The organism is Pseudomonas typographi (assembly GCF_014694385.1).
Taxonomy (GTDB): domain Bacteria; phylum Pseudomonadota; class Gammaproteobacteria; order Pseudomonadales; family Pseudomonadaceae; genus Aquipseudomonas; species Aquipseudomonas typographi.
The window spans coordinates 1-18,130 of sequence record NZ_JAAOCA010000056.1 but is presented as its reverse complement, the minus strand read 5'-3'; the positions used below and the strand labels follow the sequence as shown (position 1 = coordinate 18,130).

General features: G+C 63.7%; 17 protein-coding genes. 11 read left to right on the top strand and 6 right to left on the bottom strand.

The annotated features are described in order from the left end of the window. Positions 1-166 precede the first annotated feature (166 nt). From HAQ05_RS26275 to HAQ05_RS26260, 4 genes are all read left to right on the top strand, one after another. Positions 167-628: a hypothetical protein gene (locus HAQ05_RS26275; RefSeq protein WP_190426842.1), complete on the top strand. Its 462-nt coding sequence runs from the start codon at positions 167-169 to the stop codon at positions 626-628. A 151-nt stretch (positions 629-779) separates the two neighbouring features. Continuing rightward, positions 780-1,151: a Mor transcription activator family protein gene (locus HAQ05_RS26270; RefSeq protein ID WP_190426840.1), complete on the top strand. Its 372-nt coding sequence runs from the start codon at positions 780-782 to the stop codon at positions 1,149-1,151. Between the two features lie 28 nt (positions 1,152-1,179). After that, entirely contained in the window at positions 1,180-1,860 is a 681-nt protein-coding gene (locus HAQ05_RS26265; RefSeq protein WP_190426838.1) for a DUF2589 domain-containing protein, read from the top strand. An 84-nt stretch (positions 1,861-1,944) separates the two neighbouring features. Continuing rightward, positions 1,945-2,472 carry a DUF2589 domain-containing protein gene (locus HAQ05_RS26260; protein WP_190426835.1) on the top strand — a complete coding sequence of 176 codons (528 nt, stop codon included), beginning with the start codon at positions 1,945-1,947 and terminating at the stop codon, positions 2,470-2,472. Between the two features lie 18 nt (positions 2,473-2,490). Here HAQ05_RS26260 and HAQ05_RS26255 read toward each other — a convergent pair whose 3' ends face one another. Next, complete coding sequence (locus HAQ05_RS26255; RefSeq protein WP_190426834.1) at positions 2,491-6,168, bottom strand: translocation/assembly module TamB domain-containing protein; 3,678 nt, start codon at positions 6,166-6,168, stop codon at positions 2,491-2,493. After that, a complete protein-coding gene (locus HAQ05_RS26250; protein ID WP_190426832.1) occupies positions 6,165-7,892 on the bottom strand; it encodes an autotransporter assembly complex protein TamA in 1,728 nt (575 codons plus the stop codon). Before HAQ05_RS26250 ends, HAQ05_RS26255 begins: the two co-directional genes overlap by 4 nt. Before the next feature lie 102 nt (positions 7,893-7,994). Here HAQ05_RS26250 and xthA point away from each other — a divergent pair, with 102 nt between their 5' ends. Both xthA and HAQ05_RS26240 read left to right on the top strand, forming a co-directional pair. Then, on the top strand, positions 7,995-8,807 hold the full coding sequence (gene xthA / locus HAQ05_RS26245; RefSeq protein ID WP_190426831.1) for an exodeoxyribonuclease III: 813 nt from the start codon (positions 7,995-7,997) through the stop codon (positions 8,805-8,807). Between the two features lie 68 nt (positions 8,808-8,875). Continuing rightward, positions 8,876-10,270: a substrate-binding domain-containing protein gene (locus tag HAQ05_RS26240; RefSeq protein ID WP_190426829.1), complete on the top strand. Its 1,395-nt coding sequence runs from the start codon at positions 8,876-8,878 to the stop codon at positions 10,268-10,270. A gap of 549 nt (positions 10,271-10,819) precedes the next feature. Here the strand turns inward: HAQ05_RS26240 and HAQ05_RS26235 are convergent. Beyond that, positions 10,820-11,476 carry a LexA family protein gene (locus tag HAQ05_RS26235; RefSeq protein ID WP_190426827.1) on the bottom strand — a complete coding sequence of 219 codons (657 nt, stop codon included), beginning with the start codon at positions 11,474-11,476 and terminating at the stop codon, positions 10,820-10,822. A gap of 118 nt (positions 11,477-11,594) precedes the next feature. Between HAQ05_RS26235 and HAQ05_RS26230 the strand changes: the two genes are divergently transcribed. The 3 genes from HAQ05_RS26230 (at position 11,595) to HAQ05_RS26220 (ending at position 13,920) form a co-directional block, all read left to right on the top strand. After that, positions 11,595-11,849 carry a DUF6124 family protein gene (locus HAQ05_RS26230; RefSeq protein WP_190426825.1) on the top strand — a complete coding sequence of 85 codons (255 nt, stop codon included), beginning with the start codon at positions 11,595-11,597 and terminating at the stop codon, positions 11,847-11,849. Between the two features lie 368 nt (positions 11,850-12,217). Continuing rightward, a complete protein-coding gene (locus HAQ05_RS26225) occupies positions 12,218-12,724 on the top strand; it encodes a sigma factor-like helix-turn-helix DNA-binding protein (protein ID WP_238936597.1) in 507 nt (168 codons plus the stop codon). Positions 12,725-12,786: 62 nt separating this feature from the next. After that, positions 12,787-13,920 carry a M14 family metallopeptidase gene (locus HAQ05_RS26220; RefSeq protein WP_190426822.1) on the top strand — a complete coding sequence of 378 codons (1,134 nt, stop codon included), beginning with the start codon at positions 12,787-12,789 and terminating at the stop codon, positions 13,918-13,920. Positions 13,921-13,960: 40 nt separating this feature from the next. Here HAQ05_RS26220 and HAQ05_RS26215 read toward each other — a convergent pair whose 3' ends face one another. Then, on the bottom strand, positions 13,961-14,497 hold the full coding sequence (locus HAQ05_RS26215) for a cytochrome b (protein WP_190426821.1): 537 nt from the start codon (positions 14,495-14,497) through the stop codon (positions 13,961-13,963). Further along, entirely contained in the window at positions 14,494-15,549 is a 1,056-nt protein-coding gene (locus HAQ05_RS26210) for a catalase family peroxidase (protein WP_190426818.1), read from the bottom strand. Before HAQ05_RS26210 ends, HAQ05_RS26215 begins: the two co-directional genes overlap by 4 nt. 141 nt (positions 15,550-15,690) lie before the next feature. Between HAQ05_RS26210 and HAQ05_RS26205 the strand changes: the two genes are divergently transcribed. Together HAQ05_RS26205 and HAQ05_RS26200 are read left to right on the top strand one after the other, a co-directional pair. Then, positions 15,691-16,203, top strand: a complete 513-nt coding sequence (locus tag HAQ05_RS26205) for a sigma-70 family RNA polymerase sigma factor (protein WP_190426815.1) — start codon at positions 15,691-15,693, stop codon at positions 16,201-16,203. Then, entirely contained in the window at positions 16,200-16,952 is a 753-nt protein-coding gene (locus tag HAQ05_RS26200) for an anti-sigma factor family protein (RefSeq protein ID WP_190426813.1), read from the top strand. The genes HAQ05_RS26205 and HAQ05_RS26200 overlap by 4 nt, the downstream gene beginning before the upstream one ends. Before the next feature lie 9 nt (positions 16,953-16,961). On the opposite strand, the gene ilvA is transcribed toward HAQ05_RS26200, so the two are convergent. Beyond that, positions 16,962-18,130 (bottom strand): threonine ammonia-lyase, biosynthetic (ilvA, locus tag HAQ05_RS26195; protein ID WP_190426810.1); only part of this gene is annotated, 1,169 nt, incomplete at its 5' end.

Here is an 18,130-nt window from a genome sequence, read left to right as displayed (position 1 = left end):
CCCGGGCGGTGGTGGCGGTGGCCCGGGCGGCGGCGGTGGTGGCCCAGGCTTCAGCCAGTCCCGCTGAATAAGGCGTAAGCCCTGCCGTAGGGTCGGGCTTCCCTTTTGCCCTCGCGCTGTGAGGCATGGATGCTTCAGTTTTTCCCCGCACAGCCAGGGCACCTGCATGACCCCCCTACTGCTTCCCCTCCTGGCCATGGCCACCTTTGCCGTGGGCCCAGCCTACGCGTTGGACATTACCCAGCTCGACGAACAGCGGCTTCGCCAGTACAGCCACACGCTGGCCAAGGCGGCGAGCCAAACCCAATGGCAACTGTTATGGCAAGCTAGCCGCCGCGCCGGGCTGTTCGCCCCCTCAGGCCCCGGCTTGCGTTTTACCTTGGCCCATACGCACCTCTCGCTGGCGGCCCGGCAAACGCTGCAAACCCCCGATAGCATCACCCGCCATCCACCCGGCCATACCCACTCGCGGCGAGAATTTGCCCCATTGACCGTCGGCGCGGCCAATGGCCAGGTGCTGACTGCTATCTGCATCATGGTGGATTGGCGAGGTGTAGAAACGCATGCCGCGCCCCAGGACGGTACAGCGCTGGAACAGGCCAGGTTGCTTGAAATCACGCCGTGCTAAGGGATCGCGGCGACGCAAAAGCAGGGAAATTTCCTACGCCAACGAGGGGCGATTCCTCATAACCGCCGGCGCTTTTTGACCTGCATCAACACGCCTGCCCAGGGGCATCATCGACCCCACGAATCGTTGCCCCGGAAACAAGGAAACTCTCATGGATGCGAGCCAACTGAAGCGAATCGACGTGTCGCAACTGCCCCATTCCTTGCAGTTACTGATCGATTGTGTCGGCGTCGAACAAGCCTACCGCCTGACCTGCCTGTTCGGCGGTTGCCCCAAATACATTCCCAAGCATGCTGGGCGCACGCGCTTGGCGCAGTTGATACCGGCCGACACGCTCAAGGCGCTGATCAGCCGCTTTGCCGGTGCGGCGCTGGAAATCCCCAAGCCTGACCACTTCTTCCGGCAATTGCGCAACCAGCAAATACTCGAAGAGTCTGACCAGGGCCATTCACGCACCGCACTGGCCCATAAGTATGGGTTAAGCCTGCGCCAGATCGGCAATATCCGGCGCCTAGAGGCCTGACCTTAACCGTATAAAAAGGAATTGCGTAATGATAGACAAGGACCTGATCGGCTCGGTGCTCCACTCGCTGCCCATGGACCGCGTGTTCTCCGCGCCGCTGCACGCCATGATCCAAGCGCAGGTGAGCGCCAACAAGGCCTATGCTGATTTCTTGATGGGCGTATGTATCCAGCAGGGCAAAGCCGTAGCCATAGAGTTCACCTACGACGAAAACATCGTCGATGAACAAGGTATTTACCAAGGCCAAGCCGAAAAGCGGATGCGCATTCCATTGGTCGCGGCGGTTACCCACCCGAACATCGCCATCGAAGAGGGCACGATCGACTTCGAATTGACCATCGACCATTTTGCCGAAAACACCCGATCGACCGCCGCCAGCAGCGAGCTGAGCAGCGAATTGGGCTGGGGTGCGTTCAACGTATCGGTTAAAGGCAGTGTCTCCCACGCCAAGGAACAAACCCGTAAAACCGATACCCGTGCCCGTTATCAGGTCAAAACCGTGGTACGCCGGCAAGCACCACCCGAGGCGCTGATGCGCGTGATCGATGCCCTTACCAGCGCGGCGAGCAAGCCCCTAATGTTCGCCAACGCGGCTTTGGTGAACACAGACACACTCCCCGAGCAAGGCGTGCTCAAGCTCGACACCGCCCCGCCCGCGCAAGGTCCGTTGCCCGCCGCCCGCTCAAAAGCACAGCCCGCCCGCGCATGACCCCGGTGCCTTTTTACCCCGCCACCCCTCTGCGCCGCCCGGCCCTGACCCGCGCTGGATGGTAGCCGCTAACAAGGAGTCCCCGTGGGCCTTTTTTTCCGGAAAAAACCAACGGTCGCCAGTGACCTGCGCGCGGTTACGCGCGGCCTGCACGAGGCCGCCACATCCGCTAACCACATGGTCTCGCAGCAGTACATTCGCCTGTTCGACCAATTCTTCGACTACGACCGGCAAGCGCTGGGAACACCGATGAAAGCGCGCATGGTCGAAGTTGCGCTGGATGCGGGCCATAGCATGCAAGTGCCCTTGATCAGCCTAGTGGCGCCTCGCGGTTTGTCGCTGGATACCATGCGGGTCGACCTGTCGGTGAAAATCGACAGTACCCAACTCGAAGAAGCCAGCAACGCCCTGGAGAATGGCGAGTTGGACAGCGAACGGTTCTTCGTGACGTTCGGCAGCCCGCTTCGCCACGAGCCCGGGCGCCACCCCGACGAGGTGCAAATCAGCCTGACATTCAAAGCCTGCGAGCCACCCGAAGGCATCCAGCGGCTAATCGACGAATACACCCGCCTGATCGCGCCCCGGCCTACCGCTGACCCCGGCGAGGGGTGACCAGGCCTGTGTGCCAGGTCAGAAATCGCGCTTGTAGAATAAGTCCAATGAGCTGGCCAGCCCGCTGGCCACCTCCACGTATAACTGCTTGGTCAGGGTATAACGCAGGGCGACAGTGTTGGCCGGCTCGAACACACCCACCCCATAGCGCAGGGTGAGCCGGTCAGACACATTGCCACTGGCCACCACATTGGTTTTATCCCCAGAGCCTTCGGTATCGAGCTGGAAGTCTTTGATACCGAGGTTTTTCGCAAGCTCACCGGCCGTTCCGGAAGTGCCGATCAGGCCCAAGCCTAGCGCCGCCTGGGCGAGCATATTGTTGTCTTCGCCGGTGGTGCTGAGCGGCCGGCCCAGCACCAGGTAGGATAAAGCCTGTTCCTGGCTCATGGCAGGCTCGGAAAACACCTCGGTACTGGGCTGCTCGACGCTGCCCGACAACCGGATGCCAGCGATCACGTCGTCGGTTTGGCGAATCGCCTCGATATCCAGGTAAGGCTGGTCGATGGGGCCTGCGAACAATAACCGTGCACGGCGTAAGGTGAGGCGCTGGCCATAGGCGCGGTAGCGGCCGTCGTTGAGTACCAGCTCGCCGCGCGTATCGAGGTTGTCACCCACATGTACATGGCCGGCCAGCGCCGCCTGCAGGCCGAAGCCGTCGAAGGTGAGTGTGTCTTGGCCCACCTCTACATCCACGTCCATAGCCACGGTAGTCGCGGCGTGCCCCTGCGCGGCCTGCTGGCCAACGATCTGCGTATCGCTCGACACTTTTACCGTCGAAGGCGGTAGCTGCCGAACGGTAATGGCACCGCGAGGTACCAGTACCTTGCCGGCCACTGCCAGTTGCTCGCCGGCTAGCGTCAGGTGCAGGTCGGGGGCCACTTCAAGGTTGGCATAGGGCTCTACGGTCACCGGCAAGTGGTCGCCACGCAGGGTCAGGTCCACCGCCAGGCCGCGGGCCCAATCTACGTGCCCGCCGATCTGGGCGCTGCCCTGCGCGCCGCTGCTCCAGCCACCGTCCAGTTGCAGCTGTTGGCCGCTGATCGCCGCGGTCAGTTGCAGGTTTTTCAGGTTCACTGGCAATGCGTCACCGGCCACCTGGCCAGCGCTCAAGCGCACTTGGCCGGTAACCATCGGCGCCTGCAGGGTGCCGCCCAACCGGCCGCTGCCATCCAGGGTCCCGCTCAACGTATCGACCATCGGCAGGAACGGCCGCGCCACAGCGAGCTGCAGCCCTTCGAGTTGGAACTGCCCCGCCAAGGGCTTTTCGGCGGCGAGCGGGTCGATTTGCGCCTCGACGTGCAACTGGCCCAACTGCTGCCCTTCCAACTGTAGGCGGCTATCCACTAGCCTGGGGGTAAGGCGGCTGTCGAGGCGCAGGGCGCGGTACGGAAAATCCACCCAATGCTGCTGCCCATCGCGCACGCGAAAGGTGCCAGCGCCAGCATCCACGCTAACCTGCCCGGCTGGCCCGCTGGCAGGCAGGTCCACCGCTACATCGGCGTTCAGTTCGCCCTCCCAGGCGAAATCCGGCGGCAACCAAGCCGCCAGGCTTGCAAGGGGAAACGCCTTCAGGTGATACCGAAGCCGCGGCTGCGGCGCCAAGCGCTGGTTTTCGCCGCACAGGCTGGCGGCGCCGGAGCGCCAGCAATGGGCGCCGAAGTCGATTTGCCCGCTGGCCAGGCGCTGCAACGCCGCGGGTGCCTGCAATTGCCAAGCCTGGCCACCACCGCGCACCTGGCCGCGCGCTAGCCGGCCCTTCCAGGCACCGTTGGCCCAGGTACCGTCCAAGCCTACGTCTACCCACAGCTGGGGGCCATCGAGCTTGAGCCCGAGCGCTTGCCGCTGGCGGTCACCCTGGCCTTGCACAGCCAGCGTACCCAGCGCGGTACCAGCCGTATGCAGGCCGCTGGCGGCCAAGGCCAATTGGCCGCGTTGGGCCGAATCTAGCGAGGCGCGGAGGTTCAGCGTTTGAATGCCGGCGCGCTGGTAGCGCCATTGGCTGCCGTTTAGCCGCAGTTGGCCCTGTGGCGCATCGAGGCTACCGGCCAAGTCGAGCTGGCCGTTGGCCTGGCCCTGCAGCCCGGGCCACAACTGCTCCAGGTGTGGCATGGCCAACATTAGCCGCCCCTTCAGGTCACCGTCTAGCTGGCCCTGGCCCTGGATACGGTTGGCGCCCAGGCGCAGATCCAGCGCCGCCAATTGCCAGCGCTCGCCCTGGCCGGTGGCATTGGCTTGCAGCAGCGCTGGCTGCCCGCGCAGTTGGCCTTTCACGTCCAGCAGGGCAGTCAGGCCCAGGGCGCCTTGGCGCCATTGCCCCTGGCTGTTTAGTGTACCGCCCAGGTGCCCGGGCAGCTGCGCCAGCCAATAGCCTGGGTCTAGCCGCGCCACTTCCAATGCGGCCTTCCAGCTCACGCCGTCGGCGAAGCCGACCTGCAACTGGCCGCTGGCCTCGCCCTGCCCGGCCTTAAGCTGCAATTGCGGCAAAAAAACCTCGCGCAGGTCGCCGCTGAAAGGCGTCACCAGCGTAAAAGCGCCCGCCGGCCCGGTGAACGCCGCATCGAGGTTGCCCAGGTATTTGCCATCGCGATAGCTGGCCTGGGCCTTGAGCGTGTCGATCACCACCGGCGGCGCCTCGGCCTGCGGGTAAAGCCTGCGCCAAGGAAACTGCTGCCAGTCAAGGCTGGCCTCGGCGGCCAGGCCCTCCCGCCAGTCGAGCGAGCCTTGCAGGGCCAGGCGCTGGTCAGCATCGCCCGCAAGGTTCAAGGTGCCGATCTGGGCGCCCTCAGCGGTCACCTGCCCTGCCAGCCGCAGGGCCATGTCGCCCTGCTGCGCCGGCAAGCTGGCGTGGCCGTCGATCGCATAGCCGGCCTGCAGGTCGCCTTGGGCAGCCAGGTGCAGCCCGTCGAGCCGCAGCGTGGGCGGCAGGCCAGGGGCGGCCAGAAAGTGTTCGACATCGATCTCGAGGCGGGCCGGCAGGTGTTCGGCCAGGGGCGCAAGGCTTCCCTGCAGCGTGGCGGGCAGGTAACCCTGGCTGTTGCCCTGTAGGGCCACCTCGCCCTGCAATTCGCCCTTGGCGGTCAGCGCCAGTTGCCAAGGCTGGCCGTTGATTGCGGGCAGTTGCAGCCGCGCCTCGGCGGCCATTGGCCAAGCGCCTTCGGGCTGCACGCTGCCGGCCAGGTCTAGCGCCAAGGTGTCACGGCGCGCGTGCAAGGCCGAGATGTCGATGCCTGCTGCATCCCAACGCCCGACCAAATGCAGGTCGCTGGCCATTTCGGTGCCGGCGTAACGCAGGCTCGCCACTTGCACACCGGCCAATTCAACGGTCACCGGCAATGCCAGCGCCGGCAATTGCACCGGCCCGCTCGACGCACTGGCCCTACCCGCGCTGAAGTCCATGTCGAGGCTGGCCACCTGCAACTGTTCGACACACAGCGCCAACCGCAGCAAGCAACCGCTAGACCACACCAAGCGGGGTTGTTCGGCGTGCAACCAGTGGTCGCCCTGTTGCCAGTGCAGCCGTGTCGCTTGCCACTGCCCACCCAGGTGGCCCTCAAAGCCGTCGACGCTAAGGCCGGGCAGTTGAGCCAACAGCCAACGCCCCCCCGGCGCGGTGCCCAATACCCCGTACAGCACCAGGGCCAACAGCAATAACAGCCCCGCCAGCGTGGCGGTGGCCAACTTGAACGCGCGCGTCACAATTCAGGCCCCATGGAAAAGTGCAGCCGAATGCCACCGCCGTCGTCGAGCGCATGGGCCAGGTCAACGCGGATCGGCCCTACCGGCGATACCCAGCGAATGCCCATGCCTATGCCCGTTTTAAGGCTAGGTAGGTCGAGATTATTGAAGGCGTTGCCTTGGTCTATGAACGTTGCCCAGCGCCATTTTTCGGCGAACTGGTACTGATACTCCAGGCTGCCGGCGACCATGTAGCGCCCACCGATCCGGTCCCCGTCACCGTTTTCTGGCGACAAGCCTTGGTACTCATAACCCCGCACGCTCTGGTCGCCACCGGCGAAGAACCGCAACGACGGTGGAATAGCCTTGTACCCGTTGGTGAGGCTGCCGCCGACCTCCACCCGGCCGAGAAAGCGGTGCTTGGCCCACAGGGTTTTCAGGCCCTTGAGCTGGATATCGCTGCGCACCAGGTTGGCATCAGACAACAGGCCTTCCATGGCCGCTTGGGTCTGGAACTGAAGGCGGTAACCATTGTGTGGGTCTACTCGGTTGTCGCTGTGCAGGTAGCCATAACTGATGCCGGGCATCAGCAGGTTCGATAGGCCACGATCGTCCCCCAGGCGGTATTCTTCGCGTTGCCACTTCAGCGAGATCACCCGTGTCCAGCCGCTGGGTAATTTGCTGTGCCACTCGGGCCCGAGGGTCAATAGTTTGCTCAGGCTATCGGTATCGGCAATTTCTTCGTACTGGTAGCCGGCGGCATAGCGCAGCTTGTCGGTCAGCGGCGGGTCCAGCGGCACGTCGTACCACAACCCTACGTTCTGCTTCGGCGCGGAGAGTTCCAACTCGGCGCCGTAGCTATGGCCTTGTGGGTTGGCCCAATGGCGCATCCAGTTGGCTTTGGCGCGGGGCCCCACATCGGTGGAAAACCCACCGCCGAGCCCCAGCGTGCGTGGTTTGCGGTTGTCGACCCGGACCTGCACGGGTATTTGCTGGCCGACGGCCGCCTGCGGTGCGGCGTCGACCCGCACGTTCTCGAAATAGCCGCTGCCTTGCAAGTCACGGTTCAAGGTTGCGACCAATTCGGAGTCGTAGGGGGTGCCCGGCTTGAACGGAACCATGCGCTGCAACAACCACGGTTGCAGAATGCTGTCGCCGGTAAACTGCACATCGCCCAGGCGATAGCGCGGCCCGCTTTGGTAGACCAGGTGAATGTCCGCCACCCCGGCATGCGGGTCGATCACCAGGCGTTGATCAGTAAAGCGCCCGGCGAAGAAACCATAGCGCGAGGCTTGGTTGAGAATCAGCCGCTTGGCATCGTCGTAGTGCCCGTGGTTGAGCACCGCCCCCGGTGCCAGCACGGTGCCGGCCGGTAGTTGAAACGCCCGCATCTGCGCGGCAGGGCCTTCGATGTGAATGTCTACTGTGCGCAGCCGCACCGGCTCACCCGGTTCCACGCGCAAGCTCAACGTGGGCGTTTTACCGCCGGCCACCGTGCTGCTGATGCGCGCCTGGTAATAGCCCAGCGCCTGGGCTGCCTTTTGCGCCTGCTCCTCGGCGCTGACGCTGAAACGCTCCAGCGCCGGAGCGTCGCGCTCGCCGAGGCTGCCGATATAGTTTTCGATATTGGATTTCAGCGCTGCGTTCGCCGGTTCCACCGACACCCGCAACTCGCTTTGTGCGTGGGCCGCGGCGCTGGCCAACAGCCCCAGCGCCGCGCCGATGATTCGTCCTTTGTGGTCCATGGCGCGGATGCTATCACGTACCCGTTGCGCATTGCTTTGCGTGGGCTGGCTCCGGTTCGCCAGCTTCGCTAGGATGAACGCTTTTGTTGGAGGCCATGGCCTATGAAAATTGTGTCATTTAATATCAATGGCCTGCGCGCTCGCCCGCATCAACTGGCGGCCTTGGTTGCCAGCCATCAGCCCGATGTTATCGGCCTGCAAGAAACCAAAGTGGCCGACGAGCAGTTCCCCCTGGCCGACATCCAGGCCCTGGGCTATCACGTGCACTACCATGGGCAAAAGGGCCACTACGGGGTCGCCCTGCTCTCGCGCAAGGCGCCGTTGGCCATCCACAAGGGTTTTGCTGGCGATGATGAAAACGCTCAACGCCGCTTCATCCACGGCACCTTCGAAGACCCCGCCGGCCAACCGATCACCATTATGAACGGCTACTTTCCGCAAGGGGAAAGCCGCGACCACCCCACCAAGTTCCCGGCCAAGCAGCGCTTTTATCAAGACCTCCAGGCACTGCTGGAAACCGCCCACCAACCTGCCCAGCCCCTGGTGATCATGGGCGACATGAACATCTCGCCCGAAGACTGCGACATTGGCATTGGCCCAGACAACATGAAGCGCTGGCTCAAGGCCGGAAAGTGCAGTTTCTTGCCCGAAGAGCGCGAATGGATGGCCCGCCTCAAGCAGTGGGGGCTGATTGACAGCTTCCGCCACCTGTACCCCGGCGTGAAAGACCGTTTCAGTTGGTTCGACTACCGCAGCCGTGGGTTCGAGGACACGCCCAAGCGCGGCCTGCGCATCGACCTGATCCTCACCTCCAGCGGGTTGCTGCCACGCCTGCGCGCGGCTGGGGTGGACTACGACCTGCGCAGCATGGAAAAGCCCTCGGACCATGCGCCTATTTGGCTGGAGCTGGGCTGAAGCCCGGTCATGTGGTTGTCATCCCAGCATATTAGTTTGCCGGCATCGCCCTCGCCAAAGGTGTCGCCATGCCCGCCAAGCTTCGGCCCGTGCTGCTGTTCGGTTGCCTCTGCACCCTGCTGGGCGCAGGCCACCCAGGCCTGCTCGCGGCCCACCCTGACTTGGTCGCGACCCACCCTGGCCGTACGCTGCACGTTCCCGCCAGGTACACCACGGTACTGCGCGTGCAAGGGTCCAATACCTTGGGGGCGAAGCTCGTCCCCGCCTTGATTGGCGCCATGCTCGAACGCAGGGGGCTAGTCACCGTGCGCACACAGGCGCCGGATAACGGTAATGAACAAACGGTAATGGCCGCCAGCCCAGCGGGCTTGGCCTTAGCTTTCGAAGTGGCGGCGCACGGTTCCAGCACGGGCTTCAGTGCACTGGCCGATGGCCGCGCTGACCTTGCCGCGGCATCCCGGCCGATTCACCCGGCCGAGTGCAAACGCCTGCGATCGCTTGGCGACATGCGCAGCGCGCAAGCCGAACACGTGATCGGCATCGATGGCGTGGCGGTGATCGTGCACCCCGCCAACCCCCTACGTACCTTGACCGTCGAGCAATTAGCCGCGGTCTTTGCCGGGCAGATTACCCGTTGGGAACAATTGGGTACAGGCCATGGTGCCATCCACCTGTTCGCGCGCGATGCCCGCTCTGGCACCTGGGAAACGTTCCAAGAGCGGGTATTGCTGCCGTACCGGGCCACACTGATGGCCCAGGCGGTGCGCCTGGAATCGAGCGAACAACTCAGCCAACAGGTCAGCCAGGACCCCCAGGCCATCGGTTTTGTCGGCCTGGCGTTTGTGCTCGGTGCGCGCGCCCTGGCCATTGCCGACGGCGCGGCGGCCCCTATCGCACCCAGCGAGGAGGCGGTCGCCATGGAAGATTACCCGCTGTCACGGCGGTTGTACTTCTACCTGCCGCCGTATGGCGCGAACGCCTGGGCCCAAGCGCTGCTGGCCTTTACCCAGGGCCCCGAGGGGCAGGCGATCGTCGCCGCCCAAGGCTTTGTTGCGCAAACCGTACAGGCAGCGCCCATGCGACCGGTGGCCGGCATGCCGCCCGCTTACCGCGCGCTGGCGCAGCGGGCGCAACGGTTGTCGGTAACTTTTCGCTTCGCTGAGGGCAGCGCCATGCTGGATAACAAAGCCATGGCCGACATCGACCGGTTACTGGCGTTTTTACACACCCCTGCAGCAATACAAGGCCGCACGGTTCTGGTGGGCTTTGGCGACCCCAAAGGCGAGCCAGGCCGTGCGGCCTTACTGTCGCGGCTACGGGCAATGGCGGTACGCCGCGAACTGGCCAGGCGGGGGCTGGTAATACGCCAGGTGATGGGGTTTGGGGATGAACGGCCGGTGGCCAACAATGCCGCCGAGGCAGGGCGCGTACGCAACCGCCGAGTAGAAGTGTGGTTAGACTGACACACGGCCATTGCGCTGGCCGTGGTAACCCTGGTAAAGCCCGTACCAAGTGTTACCACGGCGCTTGTATTGGCCGGCAAACGGGTAACAGGGAAACACTCATGCGACACCTTGCCACAGGGCCAGCACTACCAAAAAAAGCAACCTATTGTTTTCTATACATTTATAAAAACTGGCATGGCTTCTGCTTCGTCTTTCGCACAACAAAAACAAAAAATGTAGCAACCCTAAAAACAATACGAACGGCTCTGACATAACAAGAACAACCGCGGCAGAGACGAAGCCAACAGATTTTTTTGAAGCCGATGTGCCTTGACGGGGTAGGTCACCCCGGACCGAACATAAAAAAACAAAACTGCCTCTAGGCAGCCGAGTTAGGTCCACGTCACGGTAAAGGCAGGTTAGTGTTCAAAAAAATACGTTTGCTCTTGGGCCCGAATGGGGCCGGCCTAACGGCCAAACGGATACGCCAACAACAATAACCAAGGCCCGTCCGTATAATAATAAAGAGCACACGCAACACCTATTTGAGGGGAGCTTCGGCTCCCCTCAGTGCTGTCCGCCGGGCAGAAAATTCGCCACCGCTGCTACCACTACGCCATGCACTTGGCAGTGCTCGGGCACTTGTAGCGTCGGCCACATTGGGTTCAGTGGCCGCAGGTAGCAAAGGCCGGCGTCTTCCACCCATTGCCTGAATATCAGCCCTTCTTCCGGGCTCGGCTGCGCCACCACCAGGCAACCCGGCTCATAGGCCCGCCCTGGGTCTACCAGTATCCACATGCCCGCCGCGACCGACCAGCCCAACGGCGCGGTCATGGCGTCGCCATTAACGGGCAGCCAATAGGCAAGCCCGCGTGCCCGATAATCGCTGAACAACCACTTCGCCGAGCATCGCTCGCCGCTGGCGGCCGCTTCCTGCCAGCTAAGGCACGGGTACCGGTAACCCTCACCCGGTAGCGCCCCCTCGGGCAAAGGGGCACCGTATTGGGCACGCGCCTCCTGGGTACGCAATACCGTCGCGACCTCGAGCGAAACCAACCCCAAGGCCTGCAGCACCCTGTTCATAGTAGCGATGTCGGGCTCACGGCGGCCCGCCAGCCAATGGTTGACCGCGCCTTGGCTTGCGCCTACGCGCTCGGCGAGTTTCTCTTGGGTGATGCGCTGCACACGCATCTGCTGTTTGACCAGTGCTATCCAATTGTCCATGGCGCGCACCTTACCTGCGCAGGCGTTCGCTGCCAAACACATGCAGTAATATTACAGGTGTGGAAACAATTACGACGGCCTATATGATAGGCACCGGCATTGTACGCAGGACGCTCATATGTTCCCCACCACCTCACACACCGCCGCGCTCGACGTGTTCGTGGCTCGGCCTGGCACCCCCAACCGGCTGGCGTTGGCGCACGCCAGCCACCTACTGGCCTGCGCCACGGCCACCGCCTATGAGGCGGCGGATCGCTACAGCGGCGGCGAACGCCACGCCGGCCTATCAGTGGTACACCTGGTGGAGTTGGCCAAGGTCTTGGTAGACACAGCACTGGAGAATGACGAACGGAATGCACTGGCGGAGACGTAACAAAAAACGCCGATGCGATGAAAGCATTTGACATGCGAATGATAATGATTATTATCGTTCTGGCTGGTTGCGAAACCAGCGCAATAAGCTGAGGCCTTTGGTCGGGCTTAAGCTTATTTCCTCATCAGGCTAATCACGGTTATTGACCCGGCTTTTCGCCGGGTCTTTTTTTTACGGTCTTCATCAGGCTAAATGAAGCGATATGCGGTGGGCGCATCCTAGCAAAAGACCCTTGGCGGGCCAATGCGGTGCTCCTAAGAATTGCCCTTTTCGCTACATTTTTTTGTGATCAGCGACTGAATATCTGTTGAGAATGATTCTCGATTGGTCTACGCTCACTCCAGGATACCCCCGCAGGAGCACCCACATTGGCCCGTTCATTTCCCTCCGCCACCCGCTGGCTACACACCGCCCCGGCCGCCCCTGCCAACCCTGCCGTGCCCACTGCGCTGGCGAGCTTGCCTCGGCGTTGCCGCCAGGCCTTTCTGCTCAGCCGGCTCGATGAATGTAGCTATACCCAAATCGCCACGCAGTTGGGCATCCCCCTGGAGCGGGTCGAACAAGACCTGATCACCGTACTTGAAGCTACGCGAGGCAACCTGGGTTCGCCCATTGCTACACAGTGGTATGTGCGGCTGCAAAGCCCGAGCATGACCGCCAGCGCACGCATCGATTTCCGCCGTTGGCTGGACGCCGACGCGCGGCATCTGCATGCCTTCCACCAAACCGAACTGCATTGGCGAAGCCTGTCGGGCCCTGCCCACGCCATGGCCGCCGGGGCACACGACCTTCAGCGCATGCGCCGGGCCTCGTTTCGCCATTGCCTGGCCGGCTTGCTCGCCGTGTTGGTGCTGGGGCTACTCACCCTTCAATAAGGCCCGCTGCGCCATGGCGGTGGGTGTACAGTGGCGGTTTTCGAAGTGACGAGAACCGTTTTATGGCAGTGACCATCGGTGCCGAGTTCGACAGCGGCAATATTCAGGTGCTGGACGCCACCGACCCAGGTGCGATTCGCTTGGCCATCCGCCCCGACCGGCAGAGCGGTCATTTCCAGTGGTTTCATTTCGAAGCCACGGGTTTGGTGCCTGGCCAACCCTACCATTTTCGCCTGGAAAACGCCGGCCGCTCTTCCTATAACCGGGCGTGGGCAGGCTATAACGCGGTGGCCAGTGAAGACGGCGAACAGTGGTTCCGGGTGCCCAGCCAGTTCGACGGCCAGGCGCTGAGCTTTAGCCTCCACGCGCCCGGCCCGCGCCTGCGCGTGGCTTACTTCGAACCCTACAGCCGCGAGCGCCACGCGCGGCTCATCGGCCGCGCGCTGACGGGCGGGCTGCAGTGCATTGCCCGGGGCCGCAGCGGCGAAGGCCGCGATATTGAATTACTGCAGGCCGGCGATGGCGCCGCGCATAAGCGCAAGCTATGGTTGATCGCACAGCAACACCCTGGCGAGCACATGGCCGAATGGTTCATGGAAGGGGCCATCGACTACCTGCTCAGTGGCGCACCGGCCCTGCAGGGGTTGCTCAAACACGCTAACCTGTACCTGATACCTAACATGAACCCGGATGGTGCCTTCCACGGGCACCTGCGCACCAATAGCTTCGGCCAAGACCTCAACCGTGCCTGGCAGCAGCAAGCTCCAATGCAGGCCCCGGAAGCGCACTTCGCCTTCGAGCAGATGCAAGCCATCGGCGTCGATGCTTTCATCGACGTGCACGGTGATGAAGAAATCCCCCATGTATTCACCGCTGCCTGCGAGGGCAACCCCGGCTACACCCCACGCATCGCACGACTCGAACAGCAGTTTCGCGACCTGCTGTGTGCACAAACACCCGACTTTCAGCAAACCCGTGGCTACCCACGCAGCGCCCCGGGCCGGGCGAACATGGCGCTGGCCTGCAACGCGGTGGGCCAGCGCTTCGATTGCCTGTCGCTGACCCTGGAAATGCCTTTCAAGGACCATGACGACAACCCTGCGCCCGCCACGGGCTGGAACGGCCAGCGCTCGGCACAACTGGGCAAGGCCGTGCTCATCGTACTGGCCAAGATGGCGGGCGCCTTGCGGGCATAATACCTGGCACGCCGACGAGGGCGCGGCACGAACGGGCCAATCAGCGCCCGCTGGCCATGCTGCGCAGCACCCCGTCGCGGCGGATGAGGCCATGGTACAACGCCGCCGCCAGATGCAACAGCACGGTCAGGAACAACAGGTAGGCCAGGTAACCATGGGTTTTGCGCAGCAGCGCGAACGTGCCGGCGTTCGCGGCCAGCAACGCCGGCAGTTGCACCCCCGGGGCCAGGGTTACCGGGTCGCCGGCGGCACTGACCATTGCCCAACCCAGCACCGGCAATATCAGCATCAAGGCATACAACAGCCCATGGGAGCACTTGGCCGCCAGGGCCTGCGGCATCGGCAGATCGGCGGGCAGCGGCGGCTGGCGGGTGCCCAGCCGCACGCACAAACGCACCACTGCCAACGCCAACAGCGCGATCCCCAACGGTTTGTGCACATTGAGCAGCCATACATGGCGCTCGGAAACCGACGCCACCATACCGGCCCCGATGAACAGCATCGCCAACAGCATTACCGCCATTGCCCAGTGCAGCCCGCGCGCCAGCGGGGCGAAATGTTGTGGTACAAGTTTCATGGCCGGGCCTCGGGGTGTGCGTGCAGCGCGCCAACTTCACGGGTACGGCGCAGGTAGGAATCGGCATAGGCGGCCGACCGCGCCGGTAGCAGCGGGTCAGCCGAGGCCTGGATACCGTCGGGTAGTACCAGGGGGTCGTAGTTGATATCGCGGCAGGGGCCCTCGTTTTGCGCCAAGGCCTTGTTCAGCACCACGGTGCCGGCGACCACCGTGCGCCGTTCGGCCGGCCATGCCTTGCTGGCATCGTCAGTAGGGTCGGCCGGCGCGGCGAATGCGACTTCCAGGCGCCAGCGCAAGGGGCCCACCGCCAAACGTTGCTCAAGGTCCTGTGCCAGGTAATCGCTACCTTCCCCTTGGCTGGCCTGGGCCTGCTGACCCAACGGGGTCACCCGCCAGCGTACCGCCGCGCGCTTGCCGCCGGTGTCGACCACGTAAAAGGCGTTCAGCCCGTCGTAACGCTCGGTGGCGTAGCTGGCCGAGGGGTGGGCCGTTTTTACCCAGGCCAAAAACCCTGCGGTTTCCGGGTGGCTGGCGAAGAATGCCTTCAGCGTATCGGGGTTCGGCTTACCGGTGGCCGGGTCCGGCGAGCCGGCTTTGAGCATGGCAAAGAACGCCTGCGGGGTGCCCACGGCAAACACTGGCATGCTGTTCATGCCGGTGCGCCATTGCTGGCCGTCAGCCTGGGTAAACCGCAGGGCGAAGCTGCGGATGGGTACACTGCTGTCCGGCGCATAGGGGTTGCCGCTGGGCAAAGCGAAGCGGCCTACCACCGGCGTGCGCCCAGGGGCGAACAGCGCAGCGCGCGACACACCTTGGAGCTGCCCGTTGCTGTCGAACCAGCCGGTCACGCACACACCTTTGGCGTGGTTACGGCGGTAACCGGCATACACACCATTATTGGCCTGCAAGGTATCGACGAACAACGCCGGGGTGAGCCGCCCGGGGTCGAACAGGCCATGCACATAGGCAAGCCCCGCGGCCAACACCACCACCGGCAAGGCGATCAAAGCCAAGCGCAAGATCAGGGCCGGCGCAGGCAAGGGCTCAGTCATGGGAATTCCTCAAGGGCTATTTTGGTCTTTACGTCATGGACGGCTGGCCAGGAAGGGGTATTCCGCGCTAGCTGAAAGTTTTGCTTCAGGGAATAATCTGCCTTGAGCAGCGTCTGGCCAGTTCGAGCATCGGGTGCACCTATGAACGACTTCGACGAACAATTACGAGAAATACTGCCTCGCCTGCGGCGTTTTGCCCTGTCGCTGACCCGCGAGCAAAGCAGCGCCGACGACCTGGTTCAAGCCACCTTGGAACGCGCCTTGACGCGCCTGGAGAGCAAACGCCCTGAGGGCGACCTGCGCGCCTGGCTGTTTGCCATTCTCTACCGCCGCTTCGTCGACCAGCACCGCAGCGCGCGCCGCTATACACGCATGCTCGAGCTGTTTGGCCGTGGCCGCGAAGACGACGTTCAGCCTTCCACCGAACGCAGCGTGCTGGCCCAGCACAGCCTGGGGGCCTTCGAACGGCTCAGCGGCGAACAACGGGCGCTGCTGCTGGCCGTTAGTGTCGAAGGGCTGAGCTACAAGGAGGTAGCGATGATGTTCGATGTGCCGATAGGCACCGTGATGTCACGACTGTCCCGCGCCCGCCAAGCCCTGCGCGACCTGAGCGAAGGGGAAGTCACCAAGCCCCGCTTGCGGATACTCAAATGATCAACCTGCCGCCAAATGATCACGACTTCAATGCCTGGCTGGATGATCGCCTGCCGCCTACCGATCGCCAGCGCTTGGACGCCTGGTTGGGGCAGAACCCGGACCAAGCCCGCCGCCTGCGCGCACAGTTACACGACGCCCAGCAGTTGCGCGCGGCCATGAGCGGTGCACTGACCCCACCGCCAAACCCCGTGCTAGACCCAACGGCCATTCGCCAGCAGTTGCACCAACGGCGCCGCCAATCCCTGGCGCGCGCTGCCGGCTTGGCCGTGGCGGTGGCGCTGGGTTCACTGGGGGGTTGGCAACTGCGCGGTTGGCAAAGCGTTACCCCTGCCCCGATGGGCGATGCGCTGCAGGCGTACCGATTGTTCGCCCAGCAGGGCATGTTACCGGCAGACCTGCAGGTGGCCGACCGTGGCACCCTGCAAGGCTGGCTAGACCGCTGGTTCAGTGCGGCCCAGCGGCTGCCGGACCTGCGCCAAGCCGGTTTTGAACCGGTGGCGGCCCGCCTGTTGAGCACTGAGCAGGGCGCGGCGGCCATGGTCGTGTATCAGAACGCCGACGGCCAAAAGGTGAGCTTTTACATCCGCCCGCCTGGGCCGAACCACAAGATGCTGCCACCCGGCAGCCGCCAGGACGGCGAGTTGCAAGCTGCTTATTGGTCGGGGCCGGGCTTCAACTATGCCGTGGTGAGCCCGGCCGGGCCGATGGCGCAAACGGTGCTCAACCAGTTGCACAGCAGCTTTTGACAGGCTTTTTCAACCAGCGAGAAACAATTGATACGCCGGGTTGGCGTTTTCATCCCACCAGCGGCAACCCAAGCCGGCGAGCCAGGGCGCAACCTGGTCCCGCTCGGCGGCGCCCACCTGCAAGGCGGCGAATACCCGGGCCTCGGCCGAACCGTGGTTGCGGTAGTGGAACATGCTGATGTTCCAGCGTTGGCCCAGGCGTTCGAGAAACGCCAACAAGGCGCCAGGGCGTTCGGGGAACTCAAAACGCGCCACGAACTCGTCAGCCAGGTTTGCCGCATGCCCGCCAACGGTATGGCGTATATGCAATTTGGCCAATTCGTTGTCGGTCAGGTCTAGCACGTCGAAGCCGTGCTCGGCCAGGGCGGCGAGCACGCTGGCCCGGCTGCCCGCATGGGGGTCGGTTTGCACGCCGACGAACAGTTGGGCGTGGTGCGGGTCGTTGTAGCGGTAATTGAACTCGGTAACCTGGCGGCGGCCTAGGGCCTGGCAAAATAGGCGGAAACTGCCGGGGCGCTCCGGCACGGTCACCGCAATGATCGCTTCGCGCTGCTCGCCCAGTTCGGCGCGTTCGGCCACGTGCCGCAAGCGGTCGAAATTTACGTTGGCGCCAGAGTTGATCGCCACCAGTGTTTGCCCGCGCACTCCATGCAACGCCACGTAACGTTTGATACCGGCCACCGCCAGGGCGCCAGAGGGCTCGCAGATCGCGCGCGCATCGTCGTAGATATCCTTGATGGCCGCGCACAGCTCATCATTGCTAACGGTGATCACCTCGTCCACTGCCACTTGGCACACCTCGAAGCAATGCTCACCCACCTGGGCCACGGCCACCCCGTCGGCGAAGCTACCAACCTGTGGCAGCACCACTCGTTCCCCGGCCCGCAGCGCGGCTTGCAGGCAGTTGGAGTCGGCCGGCTCCACACCGATGACCTTCACCTGTGGGCGCAGGTACTTCACATAAGCCGCCACCCCGGCGATCAGCCCACCGCCACCGACCGGCACGAAGATCGCGTGCAGCTCGCCGGGGTGTTGGCGCAACACTTCCACGGCCACCGTGCCTTGGCCTGCGATCACCTCCGGGTCATCGTAAGGCGGCACAAAGGTCGCCCCCTGCGCCGCCAGGCGCTGGGCCTCGGCCAGCGCCTGGGCAAAATGGTCGCCGTGCAACTTCACCC

Excerpts from the sequence above, each read along its gene's own strand:
- HAQ05_RS26275 (WP_190426842.1), top strand. The coding sequence starts at position 167 with ATGACCCCCCTACTGCTTCCCCTCCTGGCCATGGCCACCTTTGCCGTG.
- HAQ05_RS26270 (WP_190426840.1), top strand. The coding sequence starts at position 780 with ATGGATGCGAGCCAACTGAAGCGAATCGACGTGTCGCAACTGCCCCAT.
- HAQ05_RS26265 (WP_190426838.1), top strand. The coding sequence starts at position 1,180 with ATGATAGACAAGGACCTGATCGGCTCGGTGCTCCACTCGCTGCCCATG.
- HAQ05_RS26250 (WP_190426832.1), bottom strand. The coding sequence starts at position 7,892 with ATGGACCACAAAGGACGAATCATCGGCGCGGCGCTGGGGCTGTTGGCC.
- xthA (WP_190426831.1), top strand. The coding sequence starts at position 7,995 with ATGAAAATTGTGTCATTTAATATCAATGGCCTGCGCGCTCGCCCGCAT.
- HAQ05_RS26240 (WP_190426829.1), top strand. The coding sequence starts at position 8,876 with ATGCCCGCCAAGCTTCGGCCCGTGCTGCTGTTCGGTTGCCTCTGCACC.
- HAQ05_RS26235 (WP_190426827.1), bottom strand. The coding sequence starts at position 11,476 with ATGGACAATTGGATAGCACTGGTCAAACAGCAGATGCGTGTGCAGCGC.
- HAQ05_RS26230 (WP_190426825.1), top strand. The coding sequence starts at position 11,595 with ATGTTCCCCACCACCTCACACACCGCCGCGCTCGACGTGTTCGTGGCT.
- HAQ05_RS26220 (WP_190426822.1), top strand. The coding sequence starts at position 12,787 with ATGGCAGTGACCATCGGTGCCGAGTTCGACAGCGGCAATATTCAGGTG.
- HAQ05_RS26215 (WP_190426821.1), bottom strand. The coding sequence starts at position 14,497 with ATGAAACTTGTACCACAACATTTCGCCCCGCTGGCGCGCGGGCTGCAC.
- HAQ05_RS26210 (WP_190426818.1), bottom strand. The coding sequence starts at position 15,549 with ATGACTGAGCCCTTGCCTGCGCCGGCCCTGATCTTGCGCTTGGCTTTG.
- HAQ05_RS26205 (WP_190426815.1), top strand. The coding sequence starts at position 15,691 with ATGAACGACTTCGACGAACAATTACGAGAAATACTGCCTCGCCTGCGG.
- HAQ05_RS26200 (WP_190426813.1), top strand. The coding sequence starts at position 16,200 with ATGATCAACCTGCCGCCAAATGATCACGACTTCAATGCCTGGCTGGAT.